Source organism: Paenibacillus sp. HGF5, from assembly GCF_000204455.1.
Classification (GTDB): Bacteria; Bacillota; Bacilli; order Paenibacillales; family Paenibacillaceae; genus Paenibacillus_AQ; species Paenibacillus_AQ lautus_A.
The window spans coordinates 1-12,574 of the sequence record NZ_AEXS01000141.1; the positions used below are offsets into that span (position 1 = coordinate 1).

The 12,574-nt window shown below is 50.7% G+C and carries 12 protein-coding genes; 9 read left to right on the forward strand and 3 right to left on the reverse strand.

Going from position 1 to position 12,574, the window contains the following annotated elements:
* Positions 1 to 1,055, forward strand: a 1,055-nt coding sequence (locus HMPREF9412_RS21945; protein WP_009593982.1) for a homocitrate synthase/isopropylmalate synthase family protein, incomplete at its 5' end; no start/stop codon positions are given.
* Positions 1,056 to 1,512: 457 nt separating this feature from the next.
* Here HMPREF9412_RS21945 and HMPREF9412_RS21950 read toward each other — a convergent pair.
* On the reverse strand, positions 1,513 to 3,465 hold the full coding sequence (locus tag HMPREF9412_RS21950; RefSeq protein ID WP_009593984.1) for an ABC-F family ATP-binding cassette domain-containing protein: 1,953 nt from the start codon (positions 3,463 to 3,465) through the stop codon (positions 1,513 to 1,515).
* A gap of 285 nt (positions 3,466 to 3,750) precedes the next feature.
* On the opposite strand from HMPREF9412_RS21950, the gene HMPREF9412_RS21955 reads away from it, so the two are divergent.
* The 5 genes from HMPREF9412_RS21955 (at position 3,751) to tatC (ending at position 6,722) form a co-directional block, all read left to right on the forward strand.
* Positions 3,751 to 4,398 carry a 5-formyltetrahydrofolate cyclo-ligase gene (locus HMPREF9412_RS21955; protein WP_009593988.1) on the forward strand — a complete coding sequence of 216 codons (648 nt, stop codon included), beginning with the start codon at positions 3,751 to 3,753 and terminating at the stop codon, positions 4,396 to 4,398.
* A 3-nt stretch (positions 4,399 to 4,401) separates the two neighbouring features.
* The gene (moaC, locus tag HMPREF9412_RS21960) at positions 4,402 to 4,878 is read left to right on the forward strand and encodes a cyclic pyranopterin monophosphate synthase MoaC (protein WP_009593966.1); all 477 of its coding nucleotides are present in this window, start codon (positions 4,402 to 4,404) and stop codon (positions 4,876 to 4,878) included.
* A 44-nt stretch (positions 4,879 to 4,922) separates the two neighbouring features.
* On the forward strand, positions 4,923 to 5,414 hold the full coding sequence (locus tag HMPREF9412_RS21965; protein ID WP_009593970.1) for a MogA/MoaB family molybdenum cofactor biosynthesis protein: 492 nt from the start codon (positions 4,923 to 4,925) through the stop codon (positions 5,412 to 5,414).
* Positions 5,415 to 5,633: 219 nt separating this feature from the next.
* A complete protein-coding gene (locus HMPREF9412_RS21970; protein WP_009593973.1) occupies positions 5,634 to 5,870 on the forward strand; it encodes a twin-arginine translocase TatA/TatE family subunit in 237 nt (78 codons plus the stop codon).
* A 78-nt stretch (positions 5,871 to 5,948) separates the two neighbouring features.
* Positions 5,949 to 6,722 carry a twin-arginine translocase subunit TatC gene (gene tatC, locus HMPREF9412_RS21975; protein WP_009593965.1) on the forward strand — a complete coding sequence of 258 codons (774 nt, stop codon included), beginning with the start codon at positions 5,949 to 5,951 and terminating at the stop codon, positions 6,720 to 6,722.
* A gap of 175 nt (positions 6,723 to 6,897) precedes the next feature.
* Here tatC and HMPREF9412_RS21980 read toward each other — a convergent pair whose 3' ends face one another.
* Together HMPREF9412_RS21980 and HMPREF9412_RS21985 are read right to left on the reverse strand one after the other, a co-directional pair.
* Complete coding sequence (locus HMPREF9412_RS21980) at positions 6,898 to 7,713, reverse strand: WYL domain-containing protein (protein WP_009593975.1); 816 nt, start codon at positions 7,711 to 7,713, stop codon at positions 6,898 to 6,900.
* Complete coding sequence (locus HMPREF9412_RS21985; RefSeq protein ID WP_009593986.1) at positions 7,682 to 9,013, reverse strand: helix-turn-helix transcriptional regulator; 1,332 nt, start codon at positions 9,011 to 9,013, stop codon at positions 7,682 to 7,684. Before HMPREF9412_RS21985 ends, HMPREF9412_RS21980 begins: the two co-directional genes overlap by 32 nt.
* A 273-nt stretch (positions 9,014 to 9,286) precedes the next feature.
* Here HMPREF9412_RS21985 and HMPREF9412_RS21990 point away from each other — a divergent pair, with 273 nt between their 5' ends.
* From HMPREF9412_RS21990 to groL, 3 genes are all read left to right on the forward strand, one after another.
* Complete coding sequence (locus tag HMPREF9412_RS21990) at positions 9,287 to 10,105, forward strand: nucleotidyltransferase domain-containing protein (protein WP_009593976.1); 819 nt, start codon at positions 9,287 to 9,289, stop codon at positions 10,103 to 10,105.
* 389 nt (positions 10,106 to 10,494) lie between these two features.
* Positions 10,495 to 10,776: a co-chaperone GroES gene (groES, locus tag HMPREF9412_RS21995; protein ID WP_006212454.1), complete on the forward strand. Its 282-nt coding sequence runs from the start codon at positions 10,495 to 10,497 to the stop codon at positions 10,774 to 10,776.
* Between the two features lie 61 nt (positions 10,777 to 10,837).
* Entirely contained in the window at positions 10,838 to 12,466 is a 1,629-nt protein-coding gene (gene groL / locus HMPREF9412_RS22000; protein ID WP_009593977.1) for a chaperonin GroEL, read from the forward strand.
* Positions 12,467 to 12,574 lie beyond the last annotated feature (108 nt).

Sequence of the window (12,574 nt, forward strand, 5' to 3'; positions counted from 1 at the left end):
TGGTGGAGGCCGTTATCGAAGAGGGAGCCACGATCATCAATCTGCCGGATACGGTCGGATATGCGCTTCCGAACGAATACGGCGAGATCTTCCGGCGCGTGCGGGATGGCGCCCGAGGCGGGAAGACGGTCGCCTACAGTGCCCACTGCCATAACGATCTCGGTTTAGCCGTGGCCAACAGCCTGGCCGCGATCGAGAACGGCGCGAGTCAAATTGAGGTCACCGTGAACGGGGTGGGCGAACGTACAGGCAACTGCGCGCTGGAAGAGCTTGTCATGGCTCTATCTACCCGGGGTGACATGCTGCGGGCAGAGACGGGCATTACGGCCGAGAAGCTGTACGAGGTATCCCGCCTCGTCAGCGGTGCGATGCATTTTCCGATCGCCTTCAATAAGCCCGTGGTCGGCCGGAACGCCTTCCAGCATGAATCCGGCATTCACCAGGACGGTCTTCTGAAGGATCGAAGCACCTATGAGATTATGGATCCGGAGAAGCTGGGCATTCCGCGAAGCATGATCGTACTGGGCAAGCACTCCGGCCGCCATGCCCTGAAGGATCGCTTGGCCCGTTACGGTGTCCGGCTCGAGGGAGCCGAGATGGAATCCTTGTACGATACCTTCAAGGAAGCGGCTGACCGTCAAAAGGTGGTCAGCGATGATCAGCTGCTGCAGATGGTCAGCAGCACATTGGGCAAGCCGGCACAGGTGTACGAACTGGCCGAGGCGCAGGTCATTTCCGGCACGGGAAGCAGCAGGGTTGCCGCGGTTACGCTGCGCCAATTGAGCGAACAAACGGAAGCCACCTACTCCAGCGTGGCGGACGGTCCCGTGCAAGCCGTCATATCGGCGATCAGCCAAGGAATCAGCAGCGACATCCGGTTTGGCGATCTGGAGCTCCATTCTTTAAGCAGCGGCGAGGACGCGCATGCCGAAGCGGCGGTAACGGTGGAGAAGGCCGGCAAGATCTTCCGCGGCACGGCCGTGCACCAGGATATCGTCATGGCCGCAGGCTTGGCATACGTTGCGGCATGCAACTCGGCGTTGATGTCGGTTTAGGCAGGAAGCGAATAAGGGAACTCAGCGTGCCTGCTTATATTTACTTTAGATTGCACAAGCGACCTTCAACCCGGTACGGGGAAGGTCGCTTTTTTCCATAATAATAAAAAGTAGGCCCTATATAGGAGCTAAATATATAGAACATCAAACTCTGTCAAGTTGTGAACAACGTTATCCACATATTCGCCAAAAAATGTGCATAACCGAGAAAAATGTCGATAAATCGGTCTTTTGCAAGACGCTGAAAAGAGGGGACAGGATTTTCACATTTCCCGGTGGAAACTGTGGATAATGTGAATAACTTAGTGGATAAAGCTGGATATAGGACCGGAGATCCGCGTATAACAACAAAAAAATGGCCATTTCGGCCATTTTCATGGTAAACTTATGCACCATTCCTGGGGATAAGTTTGTGTATAAACGTAAATCTCCATTTGAAACACTTTTGTGAATTTTTTTAGGCTTCCAGCAATGACTCCCATTCGGCAAAAATTTGCTCAAGCTGACTCTTTTTCTCCTCTAACGACTGCTGCCGTTCTTGGAGCGCCATATAATCCTGATAGATCTCCGGCAAGGTCATTTCGGTTTCCAATTGGGCAATGTCCGATTCCAGGACATGAATTTGCTCCTCCAGGCTGGCAAGCCTGCGCTGACGGTTTCGTTCCTCCCGTTTCGCCTGCTTCTCGGCTTCGAAGGAAACGGCCCCTTGCTTCTCAGGCATAGCCTCGGCTTTCCCTTCCTGTTTCAGGGTGTGGCGGGCAAACGGCTCGGAAGGCTCATTGTTCATATCAAGAATTTCCTGTTTTTTCTCCGTATAGTCGTCATAATTACCCAGGAAATGTTGAATACCGTCCGGATGAAGCTCGATGATGCGTTCCGCCATCTTATTAAGGAAGTAACGGTCATGGGATATGAACAATAAAGTGCCCTCGTAATCCATGAGTGCCGATTCCAGCACCTCTTTTGCAAACAAGTCTAGATGGTTCGTCGGCTCGTCCAAGATGAGCATGTTGGCTTCCAGAAGCATGAGCTTGGCAAGCGAGACGCGTGCTTTTTCCCCGCCGCTTAAGGAGCTGACCTTCTTGAGCACATCTTCGCCGCTGAAGAGGAAATTGCCCAGAACGGTACGAATGCGGGCTTCCTCCATCTGCGGATAGGTGCCCCACAGCTCTTCCAGGACGGTGTTGCTTGGATTCAGCTCCGATTGCTCCTGATCGTAATAGCCGATCTTTACTTTTGTACCCCATTGCAGCGACCCCGCCGTCGGCTTCATGGTACCGATCAAGCATTTCAGAAGTGTCGATTTGCCCACCCCGTTGGGTCCGATCAAAGCTACGGTTTCCCCGCGGCTGAGATCAAAGGAAACTTGCCGAAACAGCGGTTTGTCCTGCTCGAACGCAAGCGACAGATCACGTACATGAAGGACGTCTTTCCCTGACATATACTCGGCTTCAAAAGAAAAATGAGCTTTCTTAAGATCGCCCAGCGGTTTGTCGAGCCGCTCCATTTTATCCAGCGCTTTGCGGCGGCTCTGCGCACGCTTGGTCGTAGAGGCCCGTACCAGGTTTCGCTGAATGAAGTTCTCCATGCGGGAGATCTCGTCCTGCTGCTTCTCGTATTGCTTCAGCTGGGATTCGTATTCGGCTGCTTTCAGCTCAATGTACCGGCTGTAGTTGCCGGTATATTTTTTGGAATGGCGGCGTTCGATCTCCACGATGGTGGTCACGAGCCGATCCAGGAAATACCGGTCATGGGAAACGACGAGCAGCGAGCCGGAATAACCGCGCAAATAATCCTCCAGCCAGGTGAGGGTTGCGATATCCAGATGGTTCGTCGGTTCGTCCAGCATCAGCAGGTCGGGTGCCTGCAGCAGTATTTTTGCAAGGGCCAGCCTTGTCTTCTGCCCGCCGCTTAACGTGGCAATGGACGTATCGGGCGAAAAGCTGCCGAATCCCATGCCGTGCAGCACGCTGCGGATGCGTGTTTCAATCTCATATCCGCCTTGATCCTTGAACCAGTCCGAGCGGACCGCATAACGATCCAGAAGCTCCTGGTATTTCTTCGGATCTTCGCTCGACTTGGGGTCGGCGATTTGCTCTTCCATCTGACGAAGCTCACGCTCCATCTCCAGCAGGGGAGTAAAGACATCCAGCATCTCGTTCCATATGGAGGAATCGGACTGAAGCCCGCTGTTCTGGGCAAGATAACCGACGGTGGTTTCCTTGGCTTTGAAGATTTGTCCTCCATCATAGGACATCTCGCCGGCCAAAATTTTAAGCAGCGTCGATTTCCCGGCTCCATTGACTCCGACGAGGCCGATTCTTTCGCGTTCAAGGACTTGCAGATTGATCCCGTCCAGGACGGGCGTGACGCCATATAATTTCGTAATGCCATTGGCTTGCAGCAGCATGTTATGTGAAACCTCCATCTTTCTATATGATTCTTCCATTAATCCTTCATTATAAGAAAAACGACTTCCGACGTACATGCTCCGACAGAACGCGCGTAGACGCTGTTTTATGGCAATCTGAATGATCGCGTGCTTTGGAGTTTATGCGTTTCTTCTATCTTAAATCAAGTGTACATGAAAATGACCGAACAATCGACCTTGATTGGCGACTTCCGTCATTCTTGGCTAAAGGAAGGAACAGTGGTAAACTAAACTTAATTATAAGCGTGAGAGGAAAGATCACGTGTGAACCCTGAGGAAGATTTGAAGCGGGCATCCGTAAAAGCCGCCCTGCGCAAAACGATGGCATTGCGACGGAACGAGTTATCAGAGGAAGAGCGGACCAAGCGGTCGAAGCAAGCCTGCGCGTTTGCTGCGGAGGTCATGGATCGTCTCCATCTTCAGAGCATGATGATTTATGTTCCCTTTCGTTCCGAGCTGGATTCCCGGCCTCTTATCGAATGGGCATGGAAACAGGGGATCCAGGTTATCGTTCCACGGAGCTTGCCCCAAGACCGTTCGATGGAATTGTATAAGCTTCAGGCATGGGACGAGCTGGTTGTCGGCGCTTACGGCATTTCGGAGCCCGATCCGTTGCGGTCGCAAAAATGGAATCATCCGGGACCGGATATCGTCTGGGTACCCGGGCTTGCGTTTGATAGAATGGGCGGAAGGCTTGGATACGGAGGCGGTTATTATGACCGGCTGTCGGACAGGCTTAACCAGGGAGCACAAGCCGACGCTCGTCGGATCAAGAAGCCTTTGTGGGTGGGGATCGGTTACGAGGTTCAGGTCTTGGAACAAGTTCCTATGGAAGAACATGATAGGGTATTGGACGGTTTGGTTACGGAACAGGGGCATAACGTGAAGAGCAGACCTGCAGCGGAGGGATAAGAGATGGAACTGAGTCATTTTAATGACCAAGGCAGAGCACGAATGGTGGATGTCAGTGATAAGGATGTGACCGCCCGGACAGCGGTAGCGAAGACAACGGTCCGTATGCATCCGGATACGCTGGCCCGCATCCAGGAGGGGAAAATCGGCAAGGGAGATGTGCTTGCCGTGGCACAGGTTGCGGCCATTATGGCGGCCAAGAACACGTCGAACTGGATTCCGATGTGTCATCCGCTGCCGTTGACCGGAGTGAATGTGGCGTTCAGCGATAACGCCAAAGACGAATTATATATAGAAACGACCGTGAAAACCACAGGCAAAACCGGTGTTGAAATGGAAGCTTTGACAGCTGCTTCAGCCGCTGCGCTGACGGTCTATGACATGTGCAAGGCCCTGCAGAAAGACATGATCATCGGCCCGACCCTGCTGGTAAGCAAAACCGGCGGGAAGAGCGGGGATTACATACAAGAAACGACATAGCATAGATACAGGAGATTCGGATGAGTGGGAAGGAGAGAGGGCAGATGGTGTGGAAAACGGCGATCCTGACGGCGAGCGATAAAGGCTCGCGGGGGGAACGCGAGGATACGAGCGCTCAAGTGATCCGGGAATTGGTGGAGGAAGAGCTGAGCGGTGAAATCATCGAATACCGGATCGTACCGGACGAGCAGGACGAAATTATCGCGGCATTGATCGAGCTTACGGATTATTATCAAGTGGACCTTGTCCTCACGACAGGCGGTACGGAGCTGGCGGTGCGGGATGTTACGCCGGAGGCGACCAAGCGGGTCATCGAACGCGAAGTGCCCGGCATTGCGGAAGCGATGCGCGCTACCGTCATGCAGAAGAATCGGAGCGCGATGCTGTTTCGAGGCGTATGCGGCGTCCGCGGCCGTACCTTGATTGTCAATCTCCCGGGCTCTCCCAAAGGCGTGCACGAGAATCTGGCGGCGGTCATGGATCAGCTTCCGGAGGCACTGTTGATGGTAACGGGCCAGTATCGCGAGCAGCTTTAACGAGTACCTTATTAGATAATTATGTAAATAAACTGTCACGTTTCTGGACTGTATATGTGATTTACATTATGGTATGATGGCGGTATATGAGCTTGTTTCACTGCTGAAGTCGGATGATTTTCTTTAGTTAAAAACCTGTTGCAGCTGCAAGGCACGATGGATTAATGTCATCCTGAAGTCCTTTTGAAGGCATTAAGCAGGACGAGGAGGAGAACAGATATGAGTACAATTGGAGTGCCGGGCATTATTTTGCTCGTTATTTTGGCGCTGCTCTTGTTCGGACCGAACAAACTTCCTGAACTGGGACGTGCGGTCGGAAGAACATTCCGTGAGTTTAAGGATGGTGCGCGGGAGATTATCGCTGACGATGCACCGGCGAAGAAGAAAGAAGAGGCTCCCCAGCAAGCCGTTGCCGCTGAGCCAGCCAAGATTGAAGACAAGCGTCTTCCCGAATAGAATTAAAGCAAGGCTTGAAGTCCCTTCCTTCGGGAGGGATTTTGTTTTGTCAGGGTCACATACAGGGTGGTGGTTAACTTGTCGGAGCAAGTGAAAGATATGGCGCTTGTGGAGCATTTGGGCGAGCTTCGCAAACGAATTATAATCGTGCTCGTGGTATTCGTAGCAGGACTGGTCGGGGGGCTTTTCGTTGCGGACCCGATCTATCATTATTTGACGGCGGCCGAAGAAGCCAAGAACTTTGAGCTGCATGCCTTCTCCTTTTGGGATGGCATCGGAATCTACATGAAAATCGCCGCTATTTTTTCGCTCGTCATTTCCGTACCGCTGATCTTCTATCAGCTCTGGGCGTTCGTCAAGCCGGGGCTGCGCAAAGAAGAACAGAAAGCGGCCATACGTTACGTGCCGTATGCATTTATTCTGTTCATCGTCGGAATCACGTTTGGTTATTACATCGTATTTCCGATGACGCTGTCGTTTACCACGGCGATCACGCAGGGCATGGGGCTCCAGGAGACCTACGGCATTACCAATTACTTGAATTTTATGTTCAATCTCGTATTGCCGCTGGCCTTGCTGTTTGAGCTTCCCCTTGTGGTGATGTTCTTAACGAGAATTCGCATTCTGAATCCGCTGCGGCTTCGCAGGATGCGCAAGGTCGCGTATTTCGCGCTGGTCTTTATCGCGGTCGTCATAACACCGCCGGACTTTATATCGGATTTCCTGGTTACGATTCCGCTGCTGCTTCTGTACGAATTCAGCGTATTTCTGTCTTCCGTGATCTATCGCAAGCAGTTAGAAGCGGACATGGAACGGGACAGCCGCTACGTAAGGGCAGACGAAGAGGATTGACCGTATTGTTTTTTGCAAAATAAGAGATCCTTAAGAATAAAAACAACCCGCAAACTTCACTCCTCTGAGTATGGTTTGCGGGTTGTTTTTTTGTCCAATGAATGATGGATTAGAAATTATTGTTCATCATTGCCTCAGCCTTCGGTCTTCATGGGAATCATGTCATGGCGGCGTTCTAACCTTCATCTTGCGCATATCTCGCCAGAGCCAGCGCTGCGGTTTCTTGCATCCGGGTCTGCAGCGTGCTTCCTTCCACGACTTTCACCCTCAGGCCGAGAAAGCGAATGCGCGAGAGCAGAAATTCGCACTCATCCTCCAAATAGCAGACCTGAATGCGGTAGGTATCGGAAGCTTCCTCATAATGCACCGTTTTGTCAAAGCAGGAAAAGGCGTAAAGGATCCGCGACAATTCCCCGTTGTATCGCCGTTGGATTTCAATGATCGCTTGCTTTTCCCGGTTTTCCATCAGCCGCTGCAGCCGTTCCTTTATGCGATCGATCCGGAAGGAGGGGAGCGAAGTCCCTTGTATATATAAAATATGATCGAGTTTCGTGTACATGAGTCCTCTACGGCTTTTGCTGTACCAGATCAGCATCCATTCCCGTTTGATCATGGAATACTCCAGTTTGTACGGGAAACCGGACTGATTGCTGCGCGTTTCTCCAAGCTTCGTGCGGTAGCTTAGGCGAAAGCCCTGATCCTGCATGATCATTCTACGCAAGGTTCGAAGATGCGGATGGTATACGCTTCGTTCCTGTCCCTTGGCTTTCTCCAGAATGATCCCTTTCATCTCGGCACCGCTATGCTCCAAGTGGAGGAGCTGCTTGAGCCGTTCTAAGGTACCGGGCGTAAAGGCGTTTGCCGCCTCGGGGTGCATCAGCATCATTTTCAGCCATCCCCGTTCCTGAGCGGTAATGGCAATCGAGTCGGTTTCCTCAAGCCTTGTTATGATCTGGTAGTTAAATATCTTCTCGAATGGATTCTGGCTCATAATAAGCGGCAATCTCCTTCCATTCCTTAATGAACTCCTGCCGAAGGGAGCGTGGCTGGAGCACCTCGCAGCTGGAGCCGAAGCTGCGGAGCCAAGGCTTAATTTCGCTGGTGCCGTTCACTTCAATTTCGTATAAGAACGAGCTCTCGGATTCCATGGTTACGGTCCCCCATTGCCCTTGCGCCTTAACCCGGTTCAGCACGAAATTCACTTTGCTGTCCTCTGGGTTAAAGAATCTGGCTACGACCTTGGTGGGATTACGGGTATCGGTAACCCAGCTGTACTCGAATTCGGCCAGCGTTTCCATGAGGCGCTGCTGGAATACTTCTTCTGCAACCACTTCGCCTTCTTCGATTTGAGTCAATCCTTCCATGCGAAATTTCATGAGCCCCTGTCTGCCGTTATGACCGATCAGGTACCATCGGCCGTATTGATGGTCATAGATCACGCGCAGCGGCAGCATCGTTTCCCGAAGCCCTTTGGATTCCCTATGGAACAGCGGATTCGTGTTTCGGGAAGCATAGCGTGAAGAGCTTTTTGGCGATAAATACAGGAAACGGAGTCTCGCTCTTTTGGTGATCGCCTGAAAAATGGTGTGCAGATGCGCCTCATCCAATATGCGTGAATGGTAATGATACTTATAAAAATAGGCCGGGGCCGAGTGTGCGGCGATGTCACGATTGCGCAAGGCCCTTTTTAAATTGTCTCGAAGCATATACCCCTGAACAGAGGGGAGTTGCGTGTTCGACATGACGTCCACATAATCGTAGAGATCAAGTAACTCGTCATCCGACAACGAATCGATGAGATCACGGGCGCCTCTGTAACGGTACGGCCGTTCTGCACCTGTCTTTACGATGACTCCGACTTCTTCCAGGTATTTGAGATCCCCGCGTATCGTCTTCTCATCGGGCAGGGATTCTCCGCCCGGGAATTGATCGCCGCAGCGTTCGATGAGTTCCTTCGCGGTTAACTGCTGATGCTGCAGCTGGGTGAGGATCATGGATAGCCTCAAGCTTTCCGATGCTTTGAGCGATTTGCCGCGGAACAGCAGCAGCAGGAGCGGATCAGCGGTTTCATAGTATGAATAGCGCAGGCCTTCGGATAGGGTGAGACTTTGTTCTTCCGAGAGCTGGGGCTGAAGCGATTCAATCATATTTTTTAAATTTCGGAGCGTTTTGTCATAGGTATGTACTGAAATGCCAAGGCGATCAGCCAGTTGTTGCCGGTTGTATGCGCCGCCGGCCAGCGCCAGAATACGAAGAAATTGGATTTCTTTATCGAAGCTTTCCCGAGCCATGGCGCCCTCCTTCAAATCATATATTAGATCGTACGTGATCCAGTCTGTAACTATTGTAGCAAGGATAGGGAACCGCATAAAGGAATGATATTGTAACATCTTCATATGGTCGACAGCCAATCCAAACATGCCCCGGACCAACACACCGTTCGCACAGGGAGCAGTGCGCGTTTTGTTATCGCCATACTTTTGCCCTGTTGAAATAGGAACGCATGGAAGACAATAAGGATATCGGAAATTTACACGGCAGCAACAGAAGGAGAGATTCTGGATATGAATATAACGCAGGAAATGAAATCGACGATTCAACAAGAACTTAAGCGGATAGAGCGGGAGGAAGGGGTCCTAATCCTGTATGCTTGCGAATCAGGGAGCAGGGCCTGGGGCTTCCCATCGACGGACAGCGATTACGACGTAAGGTTTATCTATATCAGACCCGTGGAGTGGTATTTATCGATCTTCGACAAGCGAGATGTGATTGAGCGGCCAATCAACGACAGTCTGGATATGAGCGGTTGGGATTTAAAAAAAGCATTGGGGCTTTTTCGCAAGTCGAATCCACCCCTGCTTGAATGGCTGGAGTCCCCCATCAAATATAAGGAGACGCTTGGCATCGCCCAGCAAATCCGAAGCATATCTCCGCTTGCCTTCTCGCCTAAATCTTGCATGCACCACTACCTGAACATGGCCAAAGGCAACTACCGGATGTATTTGCAAGGGGGAGACGTTAAGATCAAAAAATATTTCTATGTACTGCGTCCGATCCTGGCATGCGACTGGATTCAAACCTACAACGAGATGCCTCCCATGGAATTCGAGCTGCTTACGGATCGCTTATTAGATCAAGGAAGTGCGCTGAAACAGGAGATTGATCAATTGCTTCTTCGTAAACGTTCGGGTGAAGAGATGAATATTGAACCGAAGCTTCCTATCATTAACGCATTCATTGAAGAGAAATTGAACGAATATGAGCAGCTGGCCAAGGATAAGAAGCATCAAGATACGGATCTGGATCAAAGCCTGGATGCTTTGTTTCGGAACGCGCTGGTTGAAGCCTGGGGAGCCGGCGGACCACAGCTATTCACGGTTTGACGAAAGGAGAGGACCAATTTGGCAGTTATACAGCTCACATCAACGAATCCGCAGTTTTATGAAAGATGAAACCTTTCTGCGGAAGGGCATGCTTCGGGCTGTTTTCTTCTGCCGAATGATGACTAGATCTATAGTTCTAGCCGCACAGTGTTCCTAAAGTCTCAGGCATATTTTGGCTGGTCATGGATACAATGGTGAAGGGGGTTTAGGGACAACCTCTCCCTAAGTCCGGATTGCAAAAAAATGATCAAAAATTCATGCAAAGGACTTGAAATTTTAAGACAACTTGAGTATCATAAAATTGGTTGTTAGCACTGAGGGTTGTCGAGTGCTAATACATAAAGCTTTGAAAAAAGCATCACAACATATTTAAAGGAGGCTATTTTTTCATGATCAGACCTTTAGGTGAACGCGTATTGGTAGAACCGATCGAACAAGAAGAAACTACGGCATTCGGGATTGTACTTCCTGACTCTGCTAAAGAAAAGCCGCAAGAAGGTAAAGTTATTGCTGTAGGCAGCGGCTCCCTGAAAGACGGCGCACGTGTACCTTTGGAAGTTAAAGAAGGCGACCGCGTTATTTTCTCCAAATACGCTGGAACAGAAATCAAATACGAAGGTAAAGAATATTTGATTATGAAAGAAAGCGACATCCACGCGATCTTAGGCTAATGAATGCCTGAATATATCTTGTTTTACCATTCCATAATCCACTAGGGAGGTATGTAATACCATGGCAAAAGACATTAAGTTCAGTGAAGACGCCCGTCGCTCCATGCTTCGCGGTGTAGATGCTTTGGCAAATGCAGTTAAAGTAACACTCGGACCGAAAGGCCGTAACGTGGTTCTTGAGAAAAAATTCGGAAGCCCGCTCATCACGAATGACGGCGTAACCATCGCTAAAGAAATCGAGCTGGAAGATGCATTCGAGAACATGGGTGCTCAGCTTGTTAAAGAAGTAGCTACCAAAACCAACGATGTTGCCGGTGATGGTACAACAACGGCAACGGTTCTGGCACAAGCCATGATCCGTGAAGGTCTGAAGAACGTTACAGCTGGCGCAAACCCAATGATCATCCGCAAGGGTATCGACAAAGCGGTTAAAGCAGCCGTAACCGAGCTTGCGAATATCGCGAAAGAAGTGAAAAACCATCAGGAGATCGCTCAAGTCGCTTCCGTATCCGCAGCTGACGAAGAAGTAGGTCAACTGATTGCAGAAGCAATGGACAAAGTGGGTAAAGACGGCGTTATCACCGTTGAAGAATCCCGCGGCTTCTTGACGGAGCTTGAAGTAGTAGAAGGTATGCAATTCGACCGCGGCTACATCTCTCCATACATGATCACCGATACGGATAAAATGGAAGCTGTTCTTGAGAATCCATACATCCTGATTACCGATAAAAAAGTAACCAACACGCAAGAAATCCTGCCGATCCTTGAAAAAATCGTACAGCAAGGCAAACCGCTCGTACTGATCGCAGAAGACATCGAAGGCGAAGCGCAAGCGATGCTGATCGTGAACAAACTGCGCGGAACGTTCAACGCTGTTGCTGTTAAAGCTCCTGGCTTCGGCGACCGTCGCAAAGCCATGCTGCAAGATATCGCTGCATTGACTGGCGGCCAAGTGATTACGGAAGAGCTCGGCCTCGACCTGAAAACAGCTTCCATCGATCAATTGGGTACCGCTCGTCAAGTGCGCGTAACCAAAGAGAACACAATCATCGTGGATGGCGCTGGCAACAAAGAAGACATCGATGCTCGCGTGAAGCAAATCCGCAACCAATTGGAAGAAACGACTTCCGATTTCGACAAAGAGAAACTGCAAGAGCGTCTGGCTAAATTGGCTGGCGGCGTAGCGGTTATCAAAGTCGGTGCGGCTACTGAGACGGAATTGAAAGAACGCAAACTGCGCATCGAAGATGCCCTGAACGCAACTCGCGCTGCGGTTGAAGAAGGTATGGTATCCGGTGGTGGTACAGCGCTCGTTAACGTATACAACGCTGTTGCTGCTGTTCAAGTTGAAGGCGACGAGAAAACAGGCGTGAACATCGTTCTGCGCGCTCTGGAAGAGCCAATCCGCACGATTGCAGCTAACGCTGGCCAAGAAGGTTCCGTCATCGTAGAGCGTCTGAAAAAAGAAGAGATCGGCATCGGCTACAACGCTGCTACCGATACTTGGGTGAACATGTTCGAAGCAGGTATCGTTGACCCTGCCAAAGTAACGCGTTCCGCTCTTCAAAACGCTGCATCCGTTGCGGCCATGTTCCTGACAACCGAAGCGGTTATCGCTGACAAGCCAGAACCAGAAAAACCAGCTATGCCTGACATGGGCGGCATGGGTGGAATGGGCGGCATGATGTAAGTAAGGCCTTAAAAACCTTATAATACCGCTATTTAAAAGGCTCCCGAGAGGGAGCCTTTTATTATAAAATCACGCGAGCATACTAATATGTGCGGGGCTATCCCCATA

Coding starts and splice junctions, on each gene's coding strand:
- HMPREF9412_RS21950 (WP_009593984.1), bottom strand. CDS start 3,465: ATGCTGCTGCAAGCCAATGGCATTACGAAATTATATGGCGTCACGCCC.
- moaC (WP_009593966.1), top strand. CDS start 4,402: ATGGAACTGAGTCATTTTAATGACCAAGGCAGAGCACGAATGGTGGAT.
- HMPREF9412_RS21965 (WP_009593970.1), top strand. CDS start 4,923: ATGGTGTGGAAAACGGCGATCCTGACGGCGAGCGATAAAGGCTCGCGG.
- HMPREF9412_RS21970 (WP_009593973.1), top strand. CDS start 5,634: ATGAGTACAATTGGAGTGCCGGGCATTATTTTGCTCGTTATTTTGGCG.
- HMPREF9412_RS21980 (WP_009593975.1), bottom strand. CDS start 7,713: ATGAGCCAGAATCCATTCGAGAAGATATTTAACTACCAGATCATAACA.
- HMPREF9412_RS21985 (WP_009593986.1), bottom strand. CDS start 9,013: ATGGCTCGGGAAAGCTTCGATAAAGAAATCCAATTTCTTCGTATTCTG.
- HMPREF9412_RS21990 (WP_009593976.1), top strand. CDS start 9,287: ATGAATATAACGCAGGAAATGAAATCGACGATTCAACAAGAACTTAAG.
- groES (WP_006212454.1), top strand. CDS start 10,495: ATGATCAGACCTTTAGGTGAACGCGTATTGGTAGAACCGATCGAACAA.
- groL (WP_009593977.1), top strand. CDS start 10,838: ATGGCAAAAGACATTAAGTTCAGTGAAGACGCCCGTCGCTCCATGCTT.